The organism is Bacillus sp. ISL-47 (assembly GCF_018613175.1).
Lineage (GTDB): Bacteria > Bacillota > Bacilli > Bacillales > Cytobacillaceae > Cytobacillus.
The window spans coordinates 1-24789 of the sequence record NZ_JAGGQS010000068.1 but is presented as its reverse complement, the minus strand read 5'-3'; the positions used below and the strand labels follow the sequence as shown (position 1 = coordinate 24789).

General features: G+C 42.4%; 20 protein-coding genes. All 20 read left to right on the top strand.

Annotated features, from left to right (window positions below; translation table 11 throughout):
• The first annotated feature begins 100 nt into the window (after positions 1-100).
• Entirely contained in the window at positions 101-853 is a 753-nt protein-coding gene (locus J7I93_RS21905) for a ClpP family protease (RefSeq protein ID WP_214728503.1), read from the top strand.
• Complete coding sequence (locus J7I93_RS21900) at positions 850-1071, top strand: YlzJ-like family protein (RefSeq protein WP_144542549.1); 222 nt, start codon at positions 850-852, stop codon at positions 1069-1071. The genes J7I93_RS21905 and J7I93_RS21900 overlap by 4 nt, the downstream gene beginning before the upstream one ends.
• A 177-nt stretch (positions 1072-1248) precedes the next feature.
• A complete protein-coding gene (locus tag J7I93_RS21895) occupies positions 1249-3582 on the top strand; it encodes a DNA translocase FtsK (protein ID WP_214728501.1) in 2334 nt (777 codons plus the stop codon).
• Positions 3583-4021: 439 nt separating this feature from the next.
• A complete protein-coding gene (locus J7I93_RS21890; RefSeq protein ID WP_214728499.1) occupies positions 4022-4747 on the top strand; it encodes a GntR family transcriptional regulator in 726 nt (241 codons plus the stop codon).
• A gap of 75 nt (positions 4748-4822) precedes the next feature.
• A complete protein-coding gene (locus J7I93_RS21885) occupies positions 4823-5929 on the top strand; it encodes a BMP family lipoprotein (RefSeq protein ID WP_214728497.1) in 1107 nt (368 codons plus the stop codon).
• A 354-nt stretch (positions 5930-6283) separates the two neighbouring features.
• Positions 6284-7819 carry an ABC transporter ATP-binding protein gene (locus tag J7I93_RS21880; protein ID WP_214728495.1) on the top strand — a complete coding sequence of 512 codons (1536 nt, stop codon included), beginning with the start codon at positions 6284-6286 and terminating at the stop codon, positions 7817-7819.
• Positions 7812-8858 (top strand): ABC transporter permease, encoded by a 1047-nt coding sequence (locus tag J7I93_RS21875; RefSeq protein WP_214728493.1) that lies wholly within the window; start codon positions 7812-7814, stop codon positions 8856-8858. The genes J7I93_RS21880 and J7I93_RS21875 overlap by 8 nt, the downstream gene beginning before the upstream one ends.
• 9 nt (positions 8859-8867) lie before the next feature.
• Positions 8868-9818, top strand: a complete 951-nt coding sequence (locus tag J7I93_RS21870) for an ABC transporter permease (protein ID WP_251025947.1) — start codon at positions 8868-8870, stop codon at positions 9816-9818.
• A 135-nt stretch (positions 9819-9953) separates the two neighbouring features.
• Positions 9954-11039, top strand: a complete 1086-nt coding sequence (locus tag J7I93_RS21865) for a GGDEF domain-containing protein (RefSeq protein ID WP_214728489.1) — start codon at positions 9954-9956, stop codon at positions 11037-11039.
• A 627-nt stretch (positions 11040-11666) separates the two neighbouring features.
• Positions 11667-12947, top strand: coding sequence for an EF-P 5-aminopentanol modification-associated protein YfmF (gene yfmF / locus J7I93_RS21860; protein ID WP_214728487.1), 1281 nt, complete (start codon positions 11667-11669; stop codon positions 12945-12947).
• Positions 12947-14236, top strand: a complete 1290-nt coding sequence (gene yfmH, locus J7I93_RS21855; protein ID WP_214728485.1) for an EF-P 5-aminopentanol modification-associated protein YfmH — start codon at positions 12947-12949, stop codon at positions 14234-14236. Before yfmF ends, yfmH begins: the two co-directional genes overlap by 1 nt.
• 77 nt (positions 14237-14313) lie before the next feature.
• On the top strand, positions 14314-15036 hold the full coding sequence (gene ymfI, locus J7I93_RS21850) for an elongation factor P 5-aminopentanone reductase (RefSeq protein ID WP_214728484.1): 723 nt from the start codon (positions 14314-14316) through the stop codon (positions 15034-15036).
• 165 nt (positions 15037-15201) lie between these two features.
• Complete coding sequence (locus J7I93_RS21845; protein ID WP_214728483.1) at positions 15202-15459, top strand: DUF3243 domain-containing protein; 258 nt, start codon at positions 15202-15204, stop codon at positions 15457-15459.
• Positions 15460-15923: 464 nt separating this feature from the next.
• On the top strand, positions 15924-16718 hold the full coding sequence (locus J7I93_RS21840) for a YmfK family protein (RefSeq protein ID WP_214988551.1): 795 nt from the start codon (positions 15924-15926) through the stop codon (positions 16716-16718).
• A 21-nt stretch (positions 16719-16739) separates the two neighbouring features.
• The gene (locus J7I93_RS21835) at positions 16740-17660 is read left to right on the top strand and encodes a helix-turn-helix domain-containing protein (RefSeq protein ID WP_214728482.1); all 921 of its coding nucleotides are present in this window, start codon (positions 16740-16742) and stop codon (positions 17658-17660) included.
• An 89-nt stretch (positions 17661-17749) separates the two neighbouring features.
• A complete protein-coding gene (pgsA, locus tag J7I93_RS21830) occupies positions 17750-18328 on the top strand; it encodes a CDP-diacylglycerol--glycerol-3-phosphate 3-phosphatidyltransferase (protein ID WP_214728481.1) in 579 nt (192 codons plus the stop codon).
• Positions 18329-18350: 22 nt separating this feature from the next.
• Entirely contained in the window at positions 18351-19601 is a 1251-nt protein-coding gene (locus J7I93_RS21825; RefSeq protein ID WP_214728480.1) for a competence/damage-inducible protein A, read from the top strand.
• A gap of 434 nt (positions 19602-20035) precedes the next feature.
• On the top strand, positions 20036-21076 hold the full coding sequence (recA, locus tag J7I93_RS21820; protein ID WP_214728479.1) for a recombinase RecA: 1041 nt from the start codon (positions 20036-20038) through the stop codon (positions 21074-21076).
• Between the two features lie 795 nt (positions 21077-21871).
• Positions 21872-23437, top strand: a complete 1566-nt coding sequence (gene rny / locus J7I93_RS21815; protein WP_394137118.1) for a ribonuclease Y — start codon at positions 21872-21874, stop codon at positions 23435-23437.
• A gap of 153 nt (positions 23438-23590) precedes the next feature.
• A complete protein-coding gene (locus tag J7I93_RS21810; protein ID WP_214728477.1) occupies positions 23591-24388 on the top strand; it encodes a TIGR00282 family metallophosphoesterase in 798 nt (265 codons plus the stop codon).
• Positions 24389-24789 lie beyond the last annotated feature (401 nt).

The following is a 24789-nucleotide window of genomic DNA, read 5'->3' as shown; positions in this document are numbered from 1 at the left end:
CATTTGACGTTGAGCCTTAAATCTTCCTTAAACAATATCACGCATGAAAAACTATCCAGAGTTCATACTAACAATATATTGCTTGAAGGGAGAAATAAGGATGGAAAACGATATACAAAATAACCGTACTGAGAGCGGAGAAGGGCAAGAACAGCCTAAAGAAGATAAGCCGTCAGGCCTTATGGAAAAAATCCAGCAGCTTGGCCAAACGAATGTCCCGCAGCTGTCACAGGATTCTAAAATCCATTGCTTAACGATTGTAGGGCAGATAGAGGGGCACCTTCAGCTTCCGCCGCAAAATAAAACCACAAAATATGAGCATTTAATTCCTCAAATTGTGGCGATTGAGCAAAATCCTAAAATTGAAGGACTGCTTGTCATTCTGAATACTGTTGGAGGAGATGTGGAAGCAGGGCTGGCCATTTCCGAAATGCTTGCTTCATTATCCAAGCCAACTGTCTCCATTGTTCTTGGGGGAGGCCATTCTATTGGTGTACCTATTGCTGTGTCATGTGATTACTCATTCATAGCTGAAACAGCTACGATGACCATCCACCCAATCAGGCTGACTGGCCTTGTGATTGGGGTTCCGCAAACCTTTGAATATATGGATAAAATGCAGGACAGGGTTATTAATTTTGTAACTAAACATTCGAATGTATCTGAACAGAAATTTAAAGACCTCATGTTTGACAAAGGCAACTTGACACGCGACATAGGAACAAATGTTGTTGGAAGGGACGCAGTTGAATATGGCTTGATTGATGAAGTTGGCGGTGTAGGGCCAGCGCTCGCAAAGCTAAATGAATTAATTGATATGAATAAGCCAAAAGAAGAAGTGATTGTCCAATGATCTTGTATACAATGATGCCTCAGGAACTGATTTACCAAACTGAGAATGATGATTTTGGCAAGCAGAAGATTGTGTCTTATGAAGGAATCCCGCTTCTTGTAGAAATGAATGCAGGGCAGGAATGCCGAATCTTACGGGTAATGAGCAGTGACCCATCCCACTATATGGATGAAAGATACACGCCGGGATCCATGATCACTTTATCGCAGCTATCCTGATAAGACCTTTTTATATTTTTATCATCACCTTCTCAAGAAGCATTGTGATATAATAAAAGTAACTTTAGAAGCAGCCAAAAAATGGCTGCTTCTTCTTTCATAGCTGGTAAATCCGCAATGATTACATAATTAAATTTGGATGATACTGTTAATAAGAAAAATTGATAAGGTGATAAAATGGCCAAAAAAAAGAGAAGACAATCCAGAAAAAAAGAAACATTAAAACGAACAATGAAATTTGAATTAATTGCGCTCGTCTTATTGGCGCTTGCGGTTATATCAATGGCTAAGCTAGGCGCTGTCGGAAAATCGACCGTTCTATTCTTTCGTTTTTTTATGGGAGAATGGTACATGCTAAGCCTAATAGGGCTAGTCATTTTTGCAGGTTATCTTATGTGGAAGAGGACTCTTCCCTTTTTATTTCATACAAAATTGATCGGTATATATTTAATCATGAGCTCCTTGCTGTTATTAAGCCATGTTACATTATTTCAGCTTCTTTCAAATGGCGGCAAGTTTGACGATCCGAGCGTAATAGCAAATACATGGGAATTGTTCCGCATGGAAGTTGGAGGTGAAACGAGCACGACTGATCTGGGCGGTGGAATGATTGGAGCCATTCTTTTTGCCCTTTTCTATTATCTATTTGATGAAGCTGGCTCTAAGATCGTTGCCTTTTTATTAATTATAATTGGATTTGTCCTGATCACAGGCAAAACATTTGGAGATGCTGCAGGCAAAATGATGGCTGTGATCATAAATTTCTGCAAAAAACAATGGGCCGCTTTTGTTAATGATATGAAGGAATGGACGCAAAACCGCAGAGAAAGACGGGAAGAAAGGCGCGCACAAAGAGAAGAGGAGCAGGCACAAGCACAGGTTGAAGAAGAACCAGAGACCGTTATTACGATTAATAATTCCTCCGAGACAGCTGCTGAACCGCTTCCGGAGCCGATCATTTCAAGTTTTGCTGAAAGGGCCTATCAGGAGGAACACCAGGTGGCAACCGAACCCCAGCCTGCAGAAGACTCAGAACCTGCAGAGGAAAATGCACCGCCGATTACGTTTACGGAGGTGGAGAATAAGGATTATGAACTGCCCCCTATAAGGCTATTAAAATTGCCAAGGCAAACGGATCAAAGCGGTGAATATGAACTGATACATGCCAATGCAGCAAAGCTGGAGAGAACTTTCCAAAGCTTTGGTGTAAAGGCTAGAGTTACACAGGTTCATTTAGGGCCAGCAGTAACGAAGTATGAGGTCCATCCTGACGTTGGCGTAAAAGTAAGCAAGATTGTCAGTCTTAACGATGATTTGGCACTTGCACTTGCAGCTAAGGATATCCGTATTGAAGCCCCTATTCCTGGAAAATCAGCAATCGGAATTGAGGTGCCGAACTCGGAAGTAGCCATGGTTTCTTTAAGGGAAGTTATTGAATCCAAACAAAATGACAAGCCAGACTCCAAGCTGCTGATTGGGCTTGGCCGTGATATTACCGGTGAAGCTGTACTTGCTGAATTGAATAAAATGCCCCATTTGCTTGTTGCCGGTGCGACGGGAAGCGGTAAAAGTGTGTGTATCAATGGCATCATAACAAGCATACTGATGAGGGCAAAACCGCATGAAGTAAAATTAATGATGATTGACCCTAAAATGGTTGAGTTAAATGTGTATAATGGCGTGCCGCATTTGCTTGCGCCAGTTGTGACAAATCCAAAGAAGGCGGCACAGGCTCTGCAGAAGGTTGTCAGTGAGATGGAGAGGCGGTATGAGCTTTTCTCGCATACCGGCACAAGAAATATTGAAGGCTACAATGAGTATGTGAAAAGGCATAATGCTGAAGAGGAAGCTCAGCAGCCGCTTCTTCCATACATCGTTGTAATCGTGGACGAGCTTGCTGATTTAATGATGGTTGCTTCATCAGATGTGGAGGACGCAATCACTCGCCTTGCGCAAATGGCGCGTGCAGCAGGCATCCATTTAATCATAGCGACACAGCGTCCGTCAGTTGACGTCATCACAGGTGTAATTAAAGCAAATATCCCTTCAAGGATCGCATTTGCTGTTTCTTCTATGACCGATTCAAGAACTATTTTGGATATGGGCGGAGCTGAGAAGCTCTTGGGCAGAGGGGATATGCTCTTCCTGCCGGTTGGTGCCTCCAAGCCAGTCCGCGTACAGGGTGCCTTTTTATCAGACGAAGAGGTCGAAGAAATAGTTGAATTTGTCATTGGACAGCAAAAAGCCCAATACCAGGAAGAAATGATACCAGAGGATATCCCTGAGGCAACCGGAGAAGTAGATGATGATTTGTATGACGAAGCGGTTGAGCTTATTCTGGAAATGCAAACAGCTTCTGTTTCAATGCTTCAGAGGAGATTTAGGATTGGATATACCAGGGCAGCAAGACTGATTGATGAAATGGAAGCAAGAGGCATTGTCGGCCCTTATGAAGGAAGCAAGCCTAGAGCAGTTCTGCAAGGCAAGCCTTCTGAAGAAGCAAGCTCTTAAAAAAATAGAATAACATAATTAAAAATGGCCAGTCTTCGGACGGCCATTTTTTTATTTGCAATATTGTTTCTGGGCGAGTGGAAGTCCTACAATAGAAAGCGGCACAAAAATTAGGTCATACTAATAAAAACGCTTTCAAAAATTGACAGAGGTATGGTACTTCCATCCCATGGAAACTCCTTGTTTTTTCAGGAGTAAAATTTGACCTTAATTTCCCAAAAAGAATCCATGCAAGCGTTTTCAATAAAGTATTATACCAGAAAAGAACAATTGATACATAAGGGAAATGCAACAATATTTTTCTTTTCACCTTTTTTCGACAAATTCATGAAATTCTATTTCTTTATTGGGTAAAAAGTGTTATAGTATTTTCGATTAGTAGGAATGATTGAACATCAGAGGTCTGATGTCTTGAGAACTTAGGTTGGAGGAACCCTGCATGTCTATTAAGTCAGATAACCGGCATTTATATTTGCAAGTCATCGATCGATTAAAGCAAGACATTGAAGATGGAGTTTATAAAGAAAAAGAGAAACTCCCATCAGAATTTGATCTTGCCAAACAACTTGGTGTTAGCAGAGCTACACTCCGGGAGGCGTTGCGTATTCTTGAAGAAGAAAATGTGATTATTCGCCGCCATGGGGTGGGGACCTTTGTAAATGCAAAGCCGCTGTTTACATCAGGTATCGAACAGCTTAATAGTGTTACGAATATGATTTTACAGGCAGGCATGAAGCCAGGAACTATTTTCCTAAGCTCAGTGACAATGGGGCCGACTGAAGATGATATCCGCCGCTTTTCATGTTCCTTGGATCAGGAAATTGCCGTGATTGAGAGGGTAAGAACTGCAAATGGCGAGCCGGTAGTTTATTGCGTGGATAAGGTTCCGGAGAATATCCTTCCAGATACATTCTCGCATGAACAAGAATCCATCTTCAACATGCTTGAAGAGGAAGCAAACCGGAAAATCACATACGCAGTTGCCCAAATCGAGCCGATTGGCTATCATGAGAAGATTTCACCTATCCTTGAATGTGATCCGGAGACTGCGCTGCTTGTTCTAAAGCAGATGCACTTCGATGAAGCAGATACACCAATTCTTTATTCGGTTAATTACTTCAGAGCTGATAAGTTCAGTTTCCATGTGCTCAGAAAACGGATATAAATTTTTTGGGGAGTATGAAAACGCAATCATTCATTCCGCTAATGTAAAAAAACAATTTCTTAGGGGGTACCAACCTTGAAAAAGCGTAAATTTGGATTGGCGCTATCTTTAGTACTTGCAGCTGGAACATTATTGGGTGCATGTGGCAAAAGCGAAGAAAACGGCGGAGGAGCTGCTGGCGGAGACGAAAAAGAGAAAGCATTCTCTGTAGCAATGGTAACGGATGTTGGCGGCGTAGATGATAAATCATTTAACCAATCTGCTTGGGAAGGTTTAAAGGCATTTGGTGAAGAAAATGGACTTGAAAAAGGTAAAGGCGGTTTTGATTACCTTCAATCACAGTCAGACGCTGACTACTCTACTAACCTAAATACTCTAGCACGCCAAGACTTTAATCTTGTATTCGGTATTGGTTTCTTGATGGAAGGTGCAATCAATGAAATCGCACAGCAGCAAAAGGATTCTCATTTTGGTATCGTTGATGCTGTTGTTGATCAGCCAAACGTAGCAAGCATCATGTTTAAAGAGCAAGAAGCTGCTTTCCTTGCGGGTGTAGCTGCAGCAAAGGCTACTACAGCTAACAAAATTGGTTTCATCGGCGGTATGGAAATTCCAGTTATCGAACGTTTTGAATCTGGATTCCTTGCTGGTGTTCAAGCGGTAAACCCTGATATTAAAGTTGAAGTTCAATATGCTGGTGCATTTGATAAGGCTGAACTTGGCCAAACAATCGCTTCTAAAATGTACTCTTCTGGCGTTGACGTGATTTTCCACGCAGCTGGCGGAACTGGTAACGGTCTATTCAAAGAAGCTCGTGACCTTAAGAAGAAAGACCCAGCAAGAGAAATCTGGGCAATTGGTGTTGACTCTGACCAGACTGCTGAAGGTGTAGTTGAAATCGATGGCAAAGAGCACAATGTAATCATCACTTCTGCTCTTAAGCGCGTTGATAATGCAGTTAAGGACCTTTCTACAAAAGCTCAGGAAGGCAACTTCCCTGGCGGAGAAACAACGACTTACGGATTGGCTGAAGATGGCGTAGGCCTTGCTCCAATCAACGAAGAAGTTCCTGCTAAAGCTGACATTGAAACGGCTGTTCAAGAATGGAAGGAAAAGATTAAGAATGGTGATATCACTGTTCCATCTTCTAAAGATGAATTAGCTTCTTTCTCAGCTCAATAATTAGAAAAGCGGGAGGCGGTCTTTAGCCTTCAGAAGTGATCGGCTTAAGAGGTTTAGCCGATGGCGCTGGAGCTGGGCATCCTACCGAAGCGATATTAATATTTTGATTCTATCAAGAAGGAATAGGCAGGTTGCACTGCGGCCTCTTATTCCTTTTTTAAATGATTAAAAGTTTAATTGAAAAGCAGAAAAGCTTCTGCTTTTCACTTAGAGTTTTAATGCTATTATTTCCTACATCATTCACTTATTAACAAAGAGAAGCTTGGCGTTCCAGCCAGGTTTTTCTAGGAATTTCCGAGGTCTGACCTCTTACTACTAATGATTTCCTTTTATTTTGAGCAAGGAGTGAAACAAATGGAATATGTTATTGAAATGCTCAACATTCGCAAAGAGTTCCCTGGGATTGTGGCAAATGACAATATCACGCTTCAGCTGAAACCAGGTGAAATCCATGCATTGCTTGGAGAAAACGGTGCGGGCAAATCAACACTTATGAATGTCCTATTCGGCTTATACCAGCCTGAAAAAGGTGAGATAAAGGTGAAAGGCAAACCGGTGCGCATTACAGATCCGAATGTGGCCAATGACATGGGCATCGGGATGGTTCACCAGCATTTTATGTTAGTGGACCGCTTTACTGTAACTGAAAATATCATTCTCGGAAAAGAAACAACTAAAAGCGGGAAAATTGATATAAAAAAGGCCGAAAAAGAAGTAAGAGAAATTTCTGAGAGATACGGTCTGGCTGTAGATCCCCAAGCGAAAATTTCGGATATATCCGTTGGGATGCAGCAGAGGGTAGAGATTCTAAAGACCTTATACCGCGGAGCAGAAATTCTTATTTTTGATGAGCCTACAGCTGTTTTAACACCTCAGGAAATCAAGGAACTTATCCAGATAATGAAAACCTTAATTAAAGAAGGAAAGTCCATTATCCTTATTACACACAAATTAAAGGAAATTATGGAGGTCTGTGACCGCGTAACCGTTATCCGTAAAGGTGTTGGCATCGGGACTGTTAATGTAAGTGAGACAAATCCCAATGAACTTGCCAGCTTGATGGTAGGACGGGAAGTAACATTTAAAACGGACAAAACAGAATCTAAGCCGGAGCAGGATGTACTCGAAGTAAAGGATCTGAAAGTGAAAGATTCACGCGGTCTTGGAGTCATCAAGAATCTAAACTTACATGTAAGAGCAGGGGAAATTGTCGGGATTGCCGGCGTTGATGGCAACGGACAGACGGAATTAATTGAAGCCATCACAGGTTTGAGAAAGTCTGAAAGCGGTTCAATCAAGCTAAATGGCAAAGAAATTATCAATATGCCTCCAAGAAAAGTAACGGAGACAGGAGTGGCCCATATTCCTCAGGACCGCCATAAGCACGGACTTGTCCTGGATTTTCCGATTGGAGAAAACATGGTGCTCCAAACCTATTACAAATCTCCTTTTTCAAAAGGCGGAGTCCTTAATTTTAAAGAAATTTACAGCAAAGCGAAGACTCTTATTAAGGAGTTTGATGTGAGAACACCTAGTGAATTTACGCTTGCAAGGGCGCTTTCGGGCGGTAACCAGCAAAAGGCGATCATTGGGCGGGAAATTGACCGTAACCCGGATTTGCTTATCGCTGCACAGCCGACACGCGGATTGGACGTTGGTGCAATTGAATATATCCATAAACGCCTGATTGAACAGCGTGACCATGGGAAGGCAGTCCTGCTCATATCGTTTGAGCTCGATGAGATTATGAATGTCAGCGACAGAATTGCTGTTATATACGAGGGTGAAATTGTAGCAGTAGTAAACCCGAAAGAAACAACTGAACAAGAATTAGGTTTATTGATGGCCGGTTCTAAACGGAAGGAAGCGGGTGGCGAAAACCATGTCTAATCGCATGAAAAATATAATCGTACCTCTAGTGGCCGTTCTGCTCGGTGTACTCGTCGGCACTATCATCATGATTGCAACAGGGTATAATGCCGGAGCAGCATTTACTGCCCTTTGGAACGGTGCTTTTGGAGAAATCTACTATACTGGTGAAGTTGTAAGGCAGGTTACTCCTTATATTTTAGCCGGATTAGCAGTTGCATTTGCTTTCCGGACAGGCTTATTTAATATCGGGGTAGAAGGACAGCTGATCGTTGGCTGGCTTGCCTCAGTTTGGGTTGGGGTAGCATTTGATCTTCCAAAGGTCATCCATCTTCCTCTGGCAGTAATAGCAGCAGCGGCTGCTGGAGCTTTATGGGCATTTATTCCTGGCTTATTGAAAGCAAAGTTCAAGGTTCATGAAGTAATTGTTACCATCATGATGAACTATGTGGCTTTGCATGTGACAAACTACATTATCCGTACTGTCCTTTCAGAAAAGAGTGACCGTACAGAAATGATAGCAGAATCCTCTACATTGCGTTCTGTCTTTCTCGAAGGACTAACAGATTATTCTCGTCTCCACTGGGGAATTTTGATTGCTTTGGCATGCGTATTTTTCATGTGGTTCCTGTTGGAAAAGACTTCAAAGGGCTACGAACTGAGAGCTGTTGGATTTAACCAGCACGCTTCTGAATATGCAGGTATGAATGTAAGCAAAAACATTATTCTATCCATGGTTATATCTGGCGCTTTTGCAGGTTTGGCAGGAGCTATGGAAGGTTTGGGGACATTCGGTTATGCAGCCATTAAAGGCGGTTTTACCGGCGTAGGCTTTGACGGGATCGCAGTTGCCCTTCTTGGCGGAAATGGGCCGATCGGAATCATATTTGCAGCATTGCTGTTTGGAAGCTTGAAGGTAGGGGCATTAAATATGCCGCTTGAAGCAGGAGTTCCAAACGAATTAGTAGATATTATTATTGCACTTATCGTGTTCTTTGTAGCAGCAAGCTACATGATTCGCATCTTTATTGACCGTATCAGCAAAAAGGGGGTGAAGTAAGTGGGCTTCATGGAGATTTTATTAATTGTCATTCCCTCAACGTTGCTTTGGGCAGCCCCGCTTATTTTCACTGGACTAGGCGGAAACTTTTCCGAAAGCTCTGGAGTCGTAAATATCGGTTTGGAAGGCTTAATGGTTATTGGAGCTTTCACGGCGATTGTTTTTAACCTTACATTTGTAGACGTACTTGGAAATTGGACACCTTGGATTGCCCTTCTTGCAGCCATGGTAGTCGGCGCTCTTTTATCCATTTTGCACGCGGTTGCGTCCATTACATTCAGGGCCGACCAGGTAGTATCAGGTGTTGCCATAAACCTGCTCGCGATTGGAGCTGCGCTGTTTCTGGTTAAATTCATTTATGGAAAAGGCCAGACAGATATTATTCAAAAAGGTTTCAGTAAAGTCGATATTCCGTTTTTAAGTGACATACCGGTTATCGGCAAGCTTCTATTCTCAAACACTTACTACACATCTTTTGTAGCGATTGCTGTGGCATTCCTTGCGTGGTTTGTGATGTTTAAAACACCATTTGGATTAAGATTGCGTGCTGTGGGTGAGCATCCAATGGCTGCAGATACGATGGGTATTAATGTTACTAGAATGCGCTACATCGGTGTTCTGTTATCCGGTGCCCTTGCAGGGATCGGCGGTGGAATATACGCGCAATCCATATCATCAGACTTCGGTCATGCTACAATCAGCGGACAGGGCTTTATGGCTTTGGCGGCATTGATTTTCGGTAAATGGCATCCGCTGGGTGTTATGGGTGCGGCATTGTTCTTCGGATTTGCGCAAAGCTTAAGTATCATTGGTTCAAGCTTGCCATTCCTTGAGAATATACCAAATGTGTATCTTCTTATCGCACCATATGTACTAACAATCTTGGCCTTAACGGGCTTCATTGGACGTGCCGATGCACCAAAGGCTTCCGGAACGCCTTATATAAAAGGGAAACGCTAAGCATCAGAGCCTCATTTCTTATGAAATGGGGCTTGATTTTATGTTTGGCGAATCTTGTCTGATTATATTATGTGTCTGTCAGTCTTAAATGTGATAATATTTTGTTAATTAGAAATAGAGATTAGAGGTCTGACTATGCGTTTTTCTCTGTACTTGGATGATTATGAAACAGAAAAAATATTTTCCTATTTGCGCTGGGTCTTTTTAATTGCTGCAATCTTTTTATTTTATTTGCCTGCATTGTCCGATACCCTGCAATGGAATGAAAAGTCCTTTCCAATTCTCCTTTCATTCGGGCTTATTTATATGACCGCAGCACAAATTGCCCTGCATAAAATGAATACGAATCAAAAAGCCTTTTCGATTATTACAAAAGCAGGTATTGCTTTTGATTATATTGCTTTCTTTTGGTTAATTATTTTATCAGGCGGGGCTTTTAGTCCATTGCTGCCAATTTCATTCTTAATCGTCATGCATGCTACCATTTATTGGCGAACAAAGGGAGCGATCCTTTCCTCTATATCTTTAACTGCAGGATATACTGCGGTGATGCTTAGCGGATCGCCTGCAACCGATTATTCCATTTTAGTTTTTCTGTTAAATATCATGTTTATTTGGATTATTGGATTGTTTGGATCCCTGATTATTTTAAGGGAAAGGCAGCATCGCCGGCAGAAGGAAATTTACCATGAACTGCTTGTAAGAGATTACCTGACAGATCTTTATAACCACCGCTATTTCCAGGAGCAAATGAAAAAACTATCCCAAACAGAAAGGCCATTCTTTATCATTATGGGTGATATTGATCATTTTAAGCCAATTAACGATGAATATGGCCATTTGACTGGAGATGAGGTATTAAAAGAGCTAGGAGGTATTTTTACTGAGGCGGCAAATAAGTATGGCGGACAAGCTTTTAGATATGGCGGCGAAGAATTTGCCTTTTTGATGCCTGATTGGGATGAAAGCAAAGTAGAACCCTTTTTAAACTCTATATACAAATCGCTCAATGAAAAGCAATTCACTGCTGCAAATATACCTATTACAATGAGCTTTGGCGTTTCACACCATGCTGCAGGAAGAAAGATAAACGAGAGTCTTGAAGTAGCTGACCAGCTATTATATCAAGCGAAAAACAGCGGGAAGAATCAGGTTCATTTTGAATGCGGGAAATGCATGAAAAATCATACCTTTATAAGAGCGGCTGCCTCAGGAAACTAGACCCCTTTGAGAAGGGGTTTTTTATTTTGGCTGGTTACGTAAAAAGGTTGCTTTTGAAGGCCAATTTTTTTAACCTGGTGAGTTTATGGCAGCGAGAGCACTTGATCCTCAAAAATGCATCCGCATTTTCTTCGTGTGGTGTGTTTTTCAAGGATGTTTATTCAAGTCCTGCGGGGTGATAGGGAAATATAGGATCCCATAGGCGAAGCCGAGAAGGGCTCCCATCGCTCTCAGCGGAAAAGAAGTTCCCGTAGCGGAAACCAACGGGCAGAATACCTAAACAACAACCCTCTATGGGGAAAGAGCTTTTATTTTAGTTTTTGCCATTGTTAAAGGTTGTTTAATTGGCCCCCTTCTAATTCGGGAAGCTGATGTGAAGATAGAGAAATTCAATTAGGCCAGCTAAAATGCTCACTGCCAGCCGCTTTGTTCTTCTAATAAACCCTTCCAGCTTAGCCAATAACTTGAAATAGAGAAATAGGGCAAGTTATAGTAAGAATATGATTTAAAACAAAGGAGATTATAGAAATTAGCATCAAAGTGTTTACATAGTGATAGGGGACGTACTTGATTCACAAAAGTAGCAACGGCTATGGACTCTTCAATATCTCGACAGGAGGAAACCAAATGGATGTAATTTCTGAATCGGTTAAAACAATGAACGGCTATAAACTGCATGTTGTAAAAACGGAAAAATATAAGACCAATACCTTAGTCTGGAAGATGAAAGCTCCCCTCAGTAAGGAGACGGTAACGCTAAGGTCGCTATTGCCGCATGTCCTGCAAAGCAACAGCGCCGCCTACCCTACCACTGGAAAACTGCGTTCCTACCTTGATGAATTGTATGGAGCAACCCTTTTTGTAGATTTGGCTAAAAAAGGGGAATATCATGTGATCACAATTTCAGTTGAAATTGCCAATGAAAAATTTCTTTCTGATAATACCCCTTTATTAAAAAAGGCTTTTCAATTTTTATCGGAGATCGTGACCAAGCCAAATGTACAGGGGAACGCCTTTGACCAGGAAACAGTCGAAAAGGAGAAAAGGACTTTAAAACAGCGAATTCAATCCGTATATGATGATAAAATGCGTTATTCTAATTTCCGCCTCGTCCAGGAAATGTGCAAGGATGAACCCTATTCATTGCATGTCCATGGGGAAAAGGAGGATGTTGATCAAATCACTCCAGAAAGCCTTTATCAATATTATCAAAATGCACTTTCGCAGGATGAGCTTGATTTGTATGTCATAGGTGACGTTAATGAAGAGGATGCAGAATCGTTTGCGGGAGAACTTTTGTCCTTTGAAGAAAGAACACCGCAGACTTCGCAATCTGGAACAGACATTGGCATGGAGCGAGTAAATGAAGTCAGGGAAGAACAGGATGTAAAACAAGGTAAATTAAATATTGGCTACCGTACAAATGTGGTGTATGGTGACCCTGATTATTACGCTCTGCAGGTTTTTAACGGAATTTTCGGCGGTTTTTCACATTCCAAGCTTTTCTTGAATGTCCGCGAGAAAGCAAGTCTTGCTTATTATGTAGCGAGCCGTCTGGAAAGCCATAAAGGATTAATGATGGTGATGTCCGGAATCGATAACAGCAATTATGACCAGGCTGTTACGATTATCAAGGAACAATTGGAAGCAATGAAAAACGGAGACTTTACTGATCAGGAAATGGAGCAGACGAAAGCGGTTATTAAAAATCAGCTTCTGGAAACGGTGGATACGGCACGTGGAATTGTTGAGGTGCTTTACCATAATGTTGTATCCGGAAAAGACATTACACTTCAAACCTGGATGGAAGAAATGGATAAGGTAACAAATGAAGAGATTTCTGAAGTTGCCAAGAAGGTCAGCTTAGATACAGTATATTTCCTAACTGGAAAGGAGGCGGCCAAGTAATGGAAAAAATCACTTTTGATCAGCTGCAGGAAGAAATGTACTATGAAAAACTGGGAAATGGCCTGGATGTGTACATTCTGCCTAAAAAGGGATTCAACAAAACATATGCAACATTTACAACAAAATATGGCTCAATCGACAACCATTTCTTGCCGCCGGGCAAAGACGAATTAGTAAAGGTTCCTGATGGCATCGCACACTTTTTGGAGCATAAGCTTTTTGAAAAGGAAGATGGAGACGTATTCCAGCAGTTCAGCAAGCAAGGTGCATCTGCCAACGCCTTTACCTCTTTTACACGAACTGCCTATTTATTCTCCAGTACGTCTAATGTAGAACAGAATCTGGAGACCTTACTTAATTTTGTCCAGGAACCTTATTTTACAGAAAAGACTGTGGAGAAGGAAAAAGGCATTATCGGCCAGGAAATCACTATGTATGATGATAATCCCGATTGGCGCTTATACTTTGGCTTAATTGACAATATGTATAAAAATCATCCGGTAAAAATCGATATCGCAGGCACAGTTGAATCAATCTCCCATATTACAAAGGATATGCTGTATGAGTGCTATGAAACGTTTTATCATCCAAGCAACATGCTCTTGTTCATAGTTGGCTCTGTAGATCCGGATCAAACCATGAATTTGGTGAGAGAAAACCAGAGCAAGAAGGATTATAAAGAACAGCCTGAGATTAAACGCAAATTTGAAGCAGAACCGATGGAAGCCGCTGAGAAGAAGAAAGTTCTGGAAATGAATGTCCAGACATCCAAATGCCTTGTCGGTGTGAAAAGCCAAAACGTGAATCAAACAGGCAAGGGAATGCTGAAGAACGAACTAAGTGTAAATGTTTTGCTGGACATCTTATTCGGCAAAAGCTCTGACCACTATAGTTCTCTATATAACGAAGGATTGATAGATGATACCTTCTCCTATGATTACACTCAGGAGCAAGGCTTCGGTTTTGCCATGGTTGGAGGAGATACGAATGATCCTGATCGCCTGGCGGAAGTGCTGCAAAAAATGCTCTTGGAAGCTAAAGGTAAAGGGACTATCTCTCAAGAAACGCTGGATCGGACGAAGAAGAAGAAGATTGGTGCATTTCTTCGAGCGGTTAATTCGCCTGAATATATCGCCAACCAATTTACACGGTATGCTTTTAACGAAATGGACCTGTTTGATGTTGTGCCAACACTTGAAAGCATTACCCTTGATGATGTGGAAAAGGCAGCCGGCGACTTAATAAGTGAAGACCGCTTTACGGTGTGCCAGGTTGTGCCAAAGAAATAGGTAATATCAATATCATTGCAGAGCGCCGATCACTGGCGCTTTCTGCTTTTTTACAGAGACAAGATGGAGTGAGTAAAATGAGTAAATTTGTATTAATTACGGGAGCAAGCGGAGGAATCGGCCAAGCAATTAGCCTGAAACTTGCTGAAGAAGGGTATTCGCTGTATCTTCACTACAATCAAAACCAGCGGGCGATCAATAAGCTAATGGACCGATTGCAGCTATATGGCGGCGAATATATGCCAATACAGGCAGATTTATCGGCCAAAGCTAGTTATAAAAAGGTTGCTCAAAGCATCTTCTCACTAGATGCCATTGTACATAACAGCGGGTCTTCCCAGTATGGACTGCTGACGGAGCTCACTGAAACTGAAACAGAAAATCTGATGAATTTGCATGTTACATCACCACTCCTGCTTACAAAAGAACTGCTGCCAAAACTCCTTACAAAAAAAAGTGGAAATATTGTGGTGGTTTCATCCATATGGGGACAAACGGGTGCAGCATGTGAAGTAGCCTATTCAACGGCAAAGGGGGCTCAAATTGCCTTTGTCAAAGCTTTGAGCAAGGAAGTGGCACTGAATGGCGTCAGAGTTAATGCCGTTGCCCCAGGTGCCGTCCAGACTGCTATGCTCAATGACTTCACCGAAGAAGAACTTGAGGCAGTGAAAAGCGATATTCCCATGGGCAGGCTGGCCCTTCCGGAGGATGTCGCCAACTCAATTTCCTTCCTCTTATCAGCCAAAGCCTCCTACATCACTGGCCAGGTTCTCGCAGTCAATGGGGGATGGTATACGTAAAAAAGTACCAGGTACCTATACCACTTTGGCTAACTGGTATAGGTACCTGGTACTTTTGTTCAAAGAAGTGACACATTTTTTTGGCTGCGGGTTACTTGTTCATGCATATTTTATTTGGCTCCTAAGCACAATATAATTGTACAACATTTAAAGGAGGCAATAATTATGTCTGTACTAGATAACTGGCAGCAGTGGAAAGACTTCCTTGGAGATCGTCTGCATCAGGGAGAGGCACAGGGAATGAACAAGAATACCGTTAATGATCTTGCTTACCAAATTGGCGATTATTTAGCCAAACAAGTGGAGCCGAAGAATGACCAGGAGAAAATCCTTGCTGATCTTTGGTCTGTTGCTACTCCTGAAGAGCAGCATGCCATTGCCAATATGATGGTAAAGCTTGTCCAAAACGACGGCACCCACTAAGAATTTAAATAGCACTGAACGAAAAGAGAGGGCAACCTCTCTTTTTTGTTTTTTACCCCATAAAAGATTTCCTTTCAACTATACGGGTTTTTTCTTTCATCTTGATAAAAAATCATATATTATAGAACCTAGATGAAAATTTAGGATATGCTTCATAAAATTTTACATTATAGTTTTAAAGCGCATGATTGGTATCTGGGCATTTATTAAAGCTATTGGCAAGAGATTTTTGAAAATGCATTTCTTCGAATCGATGTCAATTTGAGGACGCCCTTTCAAACTCCTGCGGGACAAGCAAGTCAAAGGAACCTACAGGCTCGTAAGCAGCGAGTAGGCTAAAGGACCGCCTGCAAAAATCAGCGAGCGAACTTATCAGTTTGATATGAATTAACAGGCAGAATTATGATAGCCATACATATAAAAAAGGCGCATAAGGCGCAATTATGCCGGAGGAGGTTTTTCTGGTGGAAGAAAAAACAGAATGGTATTTGGAATATGAAATTCAAAAGAATCGTCCCGGTTTGCTTGGTGATATTTCTTCCCTGCTCGGGATGCTTTCAATCAATATCGTAACCATAAATGGTGTAGATGAAGGGCGCAGGGGATTGCTTATCCTGGCGAAGGACCACGAACAAATTGAGCGGCTAAAGTCGATCCTCAATACAATGGATACCATTAAGGTGATCAAGCTTCGCGAACCAAAACTGAGAGACCGTCTTGCTGTACGCCACGGAAGGTATATACAGAGAGATGCCGATGATAAAAAAACGTTCAGATTTGTCAGGGACGAGCTTGGCCTTTTGGTAGACTTCATGGCGGAATTATTTAAACAGGAAGGGCACAAACTAATTGGCATAAGGGGAATGCCAAGGGTTGGCAAAACAGAATCGATCGTTGCCTCAAGTGTTTGTGCGAACAAGCGCTGGCTATTTGTTTCATCCACTCTATTGAAGCAAACGATCCGCAACCAGCTGATTGAGGATGAATATAATGAAAACAATTTGTTCATAATAGACGGAATTGTCTCAACCAGACGCGCAAACGAAAGGCACTGGCAGCTGGTCCGTGAAATTATGCGCCTTCCTGCAGTAAAGGTAGTAGAGCATCCGGATATATTCGTACAAAACACTGAATACTCCCTTAATGATTTCGATTATATAATTGAACTCCGCCACGATCCTGATGAAGAGATTAAGTATGACATAGTGGAGAAAAACAACATGTTCTCTGAATCTGATTTTGGAGGCTTTGATTTTTAGTAAGTTGGAAGGTGTTGCAAATTGACAGAATTAGGTAATCGGTTAAAAGAAGCACGTCTGGCAAAAGACATGAGCCTGGATGACCTTCAAAAGGTCACTAAAATACAAAAACGCTATTTAATTGGAATCGAAGAGGGCGACTATAGCATGATGCCCGGCAAGTTTTATATCAGGGCATTTATCAAGCAATATGCCGAGGCAGTTGGGATAGAACCTGAAGAGATATTTGAGCAATATAAAAATGATATTCCAACAACCGTGAACGATGATATACCCGAGAAGCTTTCACGTGTCCAATCAAGGAAAGACCTTTCAGGCAGGACCTCAAAGGTCTTTGATATCCTGCCAAAGATTCTTATTGGTGTCTTTATTATTGGCCTCATTGCAGTCCTTTATAATTTCCTTGGAGCCAAGGATCAAACTGAGGATGCTGAGAAGCCTGCAGACCTTACAGAAGGGCAAACGGTGATTGAAGAGTCTGAAGGTCTATCTGAAGGAAAAGATGCTGAGGAAGATGGCAAGGATGAGTCAGCTGGCAGTCAGGATGAGTCTTCTGGTGAAAATGGGTCTGCTGATGAAAATGCTGAGGAACAAAAAGAAGAAGCGAAGCAGGAAATTGCAGTGGTGCAATCAAGCGGCAAAAATACGGTTTACGAATTGAAAAATGCGGAAAAGTTTGAATTAGAAGTCGTTTCTAGCGGAGAGACCTGGGTAAATATCCAGAACGGAAAAGGATATTCCTTCTTCCAGGGAATGCTGACTACAGCGGGCAAAAAAAGCGAGAAAGTCGATTTTTCAAAAGAGACTGAAGCTTCCATTGTAGTGGGTAATTCTACACAAACGGAACTCTACGTAAACGGGGAAAAAATTGAGTATCAGGTGCCGCCTTCTCAATCAGTCCGGCAGGATATAACCATCCGGTATGCGCCGAAGACCGAATAGTCATCTTAATTAGATGACTATTTTCGCTTTTAATGTAAAAATTAACCTTAAAAGGCCTTTTGAGAGGCTTATATACACGGAGGTAAATCATGAATCTGCCAAATAAAATTACTGTTTCACGTATCATGCTGATACCGATTTTTTTACTAGTGATGCTTGTACCTTTTTCATGGGGAGAAGTAGTACTGCTTGGGGCTGAAATGCCTGTAACCCATCTTATCGGTGCGCTTATCTTTATTGTAGCTTCCGTTACCGACTGGGTTGACGGCTATTATGCCCGAAAATACAATCTTGTTACCAACTTGGGGAAATTCCTTGACCCGCTTGCAGATAAACTCCTTGTTTCTGCAGCCTTGATTGTACTGGTTGAACTAGGGCTTGCTCCCTCATGGATTGTCATCATCATTATAAGCAGGGAATTTGCCGTGACAGGTTTAAGGCTTGTACTGGCGGGGGAAGGAGAAGTAGTCGCTGCAAACCAACTGGGCAAAATCAAAACATGGGCTCAGATCGTGGCCATTTCTGCATTGCTTTTACATAATATAATCTTTGAAATGGTTTCGATTCCGTTTGATGATATTGCGCTTTGGGTGGCTATGTTCTTTACAATCTGGTCCGGATGGGACTATTTCGCAAAAAACAAACAGGCCTTTATTAACTCAAAATAAATAGCCTGAAGGGGGCTTTTGAATGAACGCAGAAATTATCGCTGTCGGGTCTGAGCTTTTGCTTGGGCAAATTGTAAATACAAATGCCCGCTTTCTTTCCCGGCAGCTGGCTGATTTGGGCATCAATGTTTTTTATCATACAGTAGTTGGAGATAATCCTGAGCGCCTTAAGTCAGTGATTAAAATCGCTGAGGAACGTTCAAATCTGGTCATTTTTACAGGCGGCCTTGGTCCGACTAAGGATGATTTAACAAAGGAAACGATTGCCCGTCACCTCGGCAAAGAACTCGTTATGGACGAGCAGGCCCTTGAGTCCATACAGCTTTATTTTGAACGTACGAACCGGGAAATGACTGAAAACAATAAAAAACAGGCGCTTGTTTTGGAAGATGCCCAGGTTCTTCCAAATGAACATGGGATGGCACCGGGAATGATCTCTGATTCGGGCAGGCATGTGTATATGCTTCTGCCGGGGCCACCAAAAGAAATGGAGCCCATGTTCCTGAAACATGCATATCCTGCCCTCCAATCCAAGCTCGAAACGGATGATGTAATCATCTCCCGTGTACTAAGGTTTTTTGGCATTGGAGAAGCGATGCTGGAAACGGAGATTGAGGATATTATTGATGCACAAAGCAATCCTACAATTGCTCCGCTTGCAGGCGATGGGGAAGTCACCCTCAGGCTGACGGCCAAACACAGCCAGGCGGAAACTGCCATGATACTTATTGATGAGGCGGAAGCGAAAATCATGAAACGTGTTGGCGAATTCTTCTATGGGTACGATGATACTTCCCTTATGTACGAACTTACCAAGTTAATCAAGGAAAAAAATATGACCATTTCCGCTGCGGAAAGCTTGACAGGAGGCATGTTCCAGCAGGAGTTTACATCGATTCCAGGTGCCGGCGGCCTTCTGAAGGGCGGAGTTGTCTGCTATACAAACGAAGTGAAGGCAGAGGTTTTGAAAGTTCGCAAAGAAACCATTGAAAAGGATGGAGTTGTCAGCGCCCAATGTGCTGCAGAGCTTGCTGAAAATGTTGCCAGTATGACAAACGCTGATATCGGCATCAGTTTTACTGGTGTAGCGGGACCTGATGAACTGGAAGGAAAACCTGTCGGAACGGTTTATGTTGGAATTTGGATAAAAGGCAAGCCTGTCCAGACGGAAAAGCTGAACTTGGGCGGTTCAAGAGCGGCTAACAGAGTCCGGACCGTAAAATATGGCTGCCATTTTCTCATAAAAGCTTTAAACGAAGATCAGAGTGCCTGAGAAGGCGTTCTGATTTTTTTATGAAAAGCTCGGTTTAGCGGCCGTTGTTGACTGGATCGGAAGGTGTGACATCCTCGAAAATGCATTTGGGTTTTCTTCGAGCGGTGTTTATTCACGGATGTTTATTCAACGATCTGCGGGAGAAGTGAGCCAAAAGGGAGACCCAGCTGGCAATTTAACAAAGCCAATAAAAAAATAGACAGATTTCTTAAGAAAATGTTATATTCGGCTTTGTTTTGCATTCCAAAATTCCATTTTCTCTAAAAGATTTTGCTGTTTTCAGGCGGGAAAGGCGCCTCAAAAAAATCGAATGGATGTTCGACTTTTTGCTCGACAAATGGTTTGAAAAGGTTTATAGTAGAGATAGGTTTTGAGATGAGACAAACGAATCTAAGGAATAGATAGATTCGTCTATATAAAAGGAGGAACTATTAGTGAGTGATCGTCAAGCAGCCCTTGAAATGGCGTTAAAACAAATAGAAAAGCAATTTGGTAAAGGTTCTATCATGAAGCTCGGAGAACAAACTGATCGTAAGGTTTCTACTATTCCAAGCGGGTCTCTTGCACTTGATGCAGCTCTTGGGGTAGGCGGCTATCCAAGAGGCCGTATTATTGAAATCTACGGACCTGAAAGTTCAGGTAAAACAACTGTAGCCCTTCATGCTATTGCAGAGGTTCAGGCTGGCGGCGGACAAGCGGCGTTCATCGATGCTGAGCATGCTTTGGACCCTGTGTATGCACAAAAGCTTGGTGTAAATATCGATGAGCTTCTTCTTTCCCAGCCGGATACAGGAGAGCAGGCCCTTGAAATTGCAGAAGCACTTGTACGAAGCGGTGCTATCGATATTCTTGTAATTGACTCTGTTGCAGCCCTTGTGCCTAAGGCTGAAATTGAAGGTGAAATGGGCGATTCCCATGTAGGCTTACAGGCTCGTTTAATGTCCCAGGCGCTTCGCAAACTATCAGGTGCTATCAATAAGTCTAAAACAATTGCGATTTTTATTAACCAGATCCGTGAAAAAGTAGGAGTTATGTTCGGAAACCCTGAAACCACTCCTGGCGGACGTGCATTGAAATTCTATTCTACTATACGCCTTGAAGTGCGCCGTGCTGAAGCATTAAAGCAAGGCAATGAAATGGTCGGAAACAAGACGAAGATCAAAGTTGTCAAAAACAAGGTGGCTCCTCCATTCCGTGTAGCTGAAGTGGATATTATGTATGGAGAAGGAATTTCCAAGGAGGGCGAGATCATTGACCTCGGTTCCGAACTGGATATTGTCCAAAAGAGCGGTTCTTGGTATTCGTTCAATGAAGAGCGTTTGGGTCAGGGCCGTGAAAATGCCAAGGTATTCCTGAAGGAAAACCCGGATATCCGCCTGACTATTCAGAAGCAAATCCGTGAGCATTATGGCCTTGATGAGGAAAAAGTGATCAGCGGCGACGAAGGACAAGAAGAATTTGAGCTAATCGATTAATAATAGCAAATCAAAAGCGGACATGCCTTGACCAGCCCCGACGGGCATAAGTCGAATTTACGCAGGAAACCCTGAAGTGATTTGGCTTATGACCCGAGGGCCAAGGCGCGGAAGCTGGATGCAGAGAACTCTTCCGCAAAGTTATCTACATCGTTATATTAGATAATTATAAGAAACATGAAAGCAAAGCCAACCGAAGGACGGCTTTGCTTTTTTTAATCAATTTGTTAAGGCTCACTGCTGCTTTTGCACTCTGCTGATTGGAGCGGCAGGCACGAGATTCCAGCGGGAGGAACGAGTCAAGGCGAGACCTCGCTGGCTGCGACTTGCACCGAGGAACTTCCTGGTCGCCGCGTGATTCACTCAGCTTCTTGAGTGGAAATCAGCAGGCAAGTTCATCAGCACATTTTTTATAAACACGATTCCTGCAAAGATCAAGAGTTCAAACCAGTCAAAATATTAAGAAAAGCCCTTGGGACAACCCCTTGACAATAAAATTCCACAGCTTTACAATTAAACATGTATATTTTACATTTTATATGTAAGGAATTATTTTTTGAGTTAGGCTTATGTCTGGCTCCAGGCTCCATCGGCTTCAGCTCATAAGCTAATCGCTCTTGAACGCCATGCGTTTATGGGAGTGGCAAATTTATGCTTGCCGCCGATAGGGAAGCCCAGTGCTTTTTTAAGATTGAAACGTTTAAAAGCCTTAGTGCTGTATATTGAATTGGACAATGTACATGCCGACACTTTAAAAAACGTAACACAAACAAGTTCATAGCAAGAGGAGGTGAAATGATGGATCTTTTAACAGCAATCATCTCCATTTTGCTTGGCCTAATCGTCGGTGCTTTTGTTGGCTATTTTGTTCGCAAATCCATTGCAGAAGCTAAAATCGCAGGAGCTAAAGATGCTGCTGAGCAGATTTTAGAAGACGCAAAGCGGGAGGCAGAGGCTACTAAGAAAGAAGCTCTGCTTGAAGCGAAGGATGAAATTCACAAGCTTCGCACAGATGCGGAAAGTGAAATTCGTGATCGAAGAAATGAACTGCAAAAACAAGAAAATCGTTTAATGCAAAAAGAAGAGAACCTTGATCGCAAAGATGAAACGTTAGATAAACGTGAAGCACTTTTAGAAAAGAGGGACGATTCTCTTAGCAAAAGACAACAGCATATTGAAGAGATGGAAAGCAAAGTGGACGAGATGGTTAAAGAACAACAAGCTGAGCTGGAACGCATCTCAGGCTTAACTCGTGAAGAGGCAAAGTCCATCATTTTAGAGCGCACGGAGCAGGAAGTGGCTCACGATGTCGCCATTATGGTAAAAGAGAGCGAGATTAGAGCGAAAGAGGACGCAGATAAGAAAGCGAAAGAAATCTTGTCACTGGCTATCCAAAGATGTGCAGCTGACCATGTTGCAGAAACAACAGTTTCAGTTGTCAACCTGCCAAATGATGAGATGAAAGGACGCATTATTGGCCGTGAGGGCCGTAATATCCGAACTCTTGAAACTCTGACTGGAATTGATCTCATTATCGATGATACACCGGAAGCAGTTATTTTATCCGGGTTTGATCCGATTCGACGTGAGACAGCACGCTTAGCTTTAGACAAACTGGTTCAGGACGGACGCATCCATCCGGCACGCATTGAGGAAATGGTTGATAAAGCCCGCCGTGAAGTGGATGAACACATCCGTGAAATTGGTGAACAAACAACATTCGAGGTTGGCGTTCACGGACTCCATCCAGATTTGATCAAAATCCTTGGGCGTTTGAAATTCCGTACAAGCTATGGCCAGAATGTTTTAAAGCATTCAATGGAAGTGGCTCAGCTTTCAGGTTTACTGGCTGCGGAATTGGGACAAGACGAAACATTGGCTCGCCGGGCAGGATTGCTTCATGATATCGGTAAAGCGATTGACCATGAAGTGGAAGGAAGCCATGTTGAAATCGGTGTGGAACTTGCCACTAAATATAAGGAGCATCCTGTTGTCATCAACAGTATCGCTTCCCATCATGGCGACACAGAGCCAACATCGATCATAGCCGTACTTGTCGCTGCAGCTGATGCATTATCAGCAGCAAGACCAGGAGCAAGAAGAGAAACACTTGAAAACTATATTCGCCGTCTTGAAAAGCTTGAAGAGATTTCCGAATCCTACGAGGGCGTTGAAAAATCATTTGCCATCCAAGCTGGACGCGAAATTCGCATTATGGTTAAGCCTGAACAAATTGATGATCTTGAAGCACATCGTTTGGCCAGGGATATCCGTAAAAAGATTGAAGAAGAGCTTGATTATCCAGGTCATATCAAAGTCACGGTTATCCGTGAAACAAGGGCCGTTGAATATGCCAAATAAAGCGATGCACATGCATCGCTTTATTTCTTTTTATGGGACTGCAGTGCATAATGCAGGAGTAATCTGTGTTACACTTATAAGGAAGCGAATATAAGAGAACGCAACAGGCAGGCTTTTCATACATACATTTTTATAATCAGAGAGGGAATTGATATGAATATTTTGTTTGTCGGAGATGTGGTAGGTTCCCAGGGGCGCGATATGATACATGAATATGTACCTAAGCTTAAAGAAAAATACCGTCCGCAAATCACCATTATTAACGGGGAAAATGCCGCAGGCGGAAAAGGGATCACCGAAAAAATTTATCGCGGCTTTTTGGAGGCAGGCGCACAAGCTGTCACTCTCGGAAATCACACTTGGGATAACAAAGAGATCTTCGAATTTATTGACCGCGCCAAGTATATGGTGCGACCAGCCAATTTTCCTGCTAATAACCCGGGTAAGGGCATTGTATTCTTAAAATACAACGCAGAAGAAGTGGCGGTCATCAGTTTGCAGGGCAGAACCTTTATGAATACAAGTGATTGCCCGTTCCAGAAAGCAGATGAATTAATTAAAGAAGCCCGGGAAAGAACGCCATATATATTTGTTGATTTCCATGCGGAAGCCACCAGTGAAAAGCAGGCAATGGGCTGGTACCTGGACGGAAAAGTGTCTGCCGTTATTGGCACCCACACACATGTACAGACAGCAGACAACCGTATTTTGCCTGGCGGGACAGCCTTTATGTCTGATGTAGGCATGACAGGGCCTTATGATGGCATTCTGGGTGTTGAAAAAGAGGCTGTGATCAAAAGATTTCAAACCGGACTTCCGGTCCGCTTTGAGGTTCCGAAGGAAGGCAGGACACAACTAAGCGCGGCCATCATTGAACTGAATCCTAAAACAGGGCTGGCCAAGAAGATTGACCGGATTTTAATTAATGATGATCATCCCTTTTATTCATAGGCTTTGATAAGATACAGCATATCCTTAAGAAATGATTGCATCCGGAATTTCTCCGGATGCATTTTTATTTTGGCTTCCTGAAAAGGTGATCAGAATGGGAAGTTGTGCAAAAAAGTACAAAAGTTGTTCATATAATTAAAAAGGGTTCTATAATATTTGTTGGGGTTCTTACACAATTTGAACATAAAAAATGCACGTAATCATCCAGTCTTTTATACTTGAGTTGTCGAGAAACAAGTATAGATTGGAGATACGTGCATAATGAATTCTAACATAGTTTTGCCTGGTTTTGAAGGAGTAACGATTACGAAGATGGATGAAGTGGACGGGAGACTCTGTATTCATGCAGAGATGCCGGTTAAACCCCACCAATGTCCAGTTTGTAACACATTTACTAAAAA

Coding starts and splice junctions, on each gene's coding strand:
- J7I93_RS21875 (WP_214728493.1), top strand. CDS start 7,812: ATGTCTAATCGCATGAAAAATATAATCGTACCTCTAGTGGCCGTTCTG.
- J7I93_RS21880 (WP_214728495.1), top strand. CDS start 6,284: ATGGAATATGTTATTGAAATGCTCAACATTCGCAAAGAGTTCCCTGGG.
- rny (WP_394137118.1), top strand. CDS start 21,872: ATGATGGATCTTTTAACAGCAATCATCTCCATTTTGCTTGGCCTAATC.
- J7I93_RS21890 (WP_214728499.1), top strand. CDS start 4,022: ATGTCTATTAAGTCAGATAACCGGCATTTATATTTGCAAGTCATCGAT.
- J7I93_RS21870 (WP_251025947.1), top strand. CDS start 8,868: ATGGAGATTTTATTAATTGTCATTCCCTCAACGTTGCTTTGGGCAGCC.
- yfmH (WP_214728485.1), top strand. CDS start 12,947: ATGGAAAAAATCACTTTTGATCAGCTGCAGGAAGAAATGTACTATGAA.
- J7I93_RS21905 (WP_214728503.1), top strand. CDS start 101: ATGGAAAACGATATACAAAATAACCGTACTGAGAGCGGAGAAGGGCAA.
- J7I93_RS21845 (WP_214728483.1), top strand. CDS start 15,202: ATGTCTGTACTAGATAACTGGCAGCAGTGGAAAGACTTCCTTGGAGAT.
- J7I93_RS21825 (WP_214728480.1), top strand. CDS start 18,351: ATGAACGCAGAAATTATCGCTGTCGGGTCTGAGCTTTTGCTTGGGCAA.
- J7I93_RS21810 (WP_214728477.1), top strand. CDS start 23,591: ATGAATATTTTGTTTGTCGGAGATGTGGTAGGTTCCCAGGGGCGCGAT.
- pgsA (WP_214728481.1), top strand. CDS start 17,750: ATGAATCTGCCAAATAAAATTACTGTTTCACGTATCATGCTGATACCG.
- ymfI (WP_214728484.1), top strand. CDS start 14,314: ATGAGTAAATTTGTATTAATTACGGGAGCAAGCGGAGGAATCGGCCAA.
- J7I93_RS21900 (WP_144542549.1), top strand. CDS start 850: ATGATCTTGTATACAATGATGCCTCAGGAACTGATTTACCAAACTGAG.
- J7I93_RS21865 (WP_214728489.1), top strand. CDS start 9,954: ATGCGTTTTTCTCTGTACTTGGATGATTATGAAACAGAAAAAATATTT.
- J7I93_RS21895 (WP_214728501.1), top strand. CDS start 1,249: ATGGCCAAAAAAAAGAGAAGACAATCCAGAAAAAAAGAAACATTAAAA.
- yfmF (WP_214728487.1), top strand. CDS start 11,667: ATGGATGTAATTTCTGAATCGGTTAAAACAATGAACGGCTATAAACTG.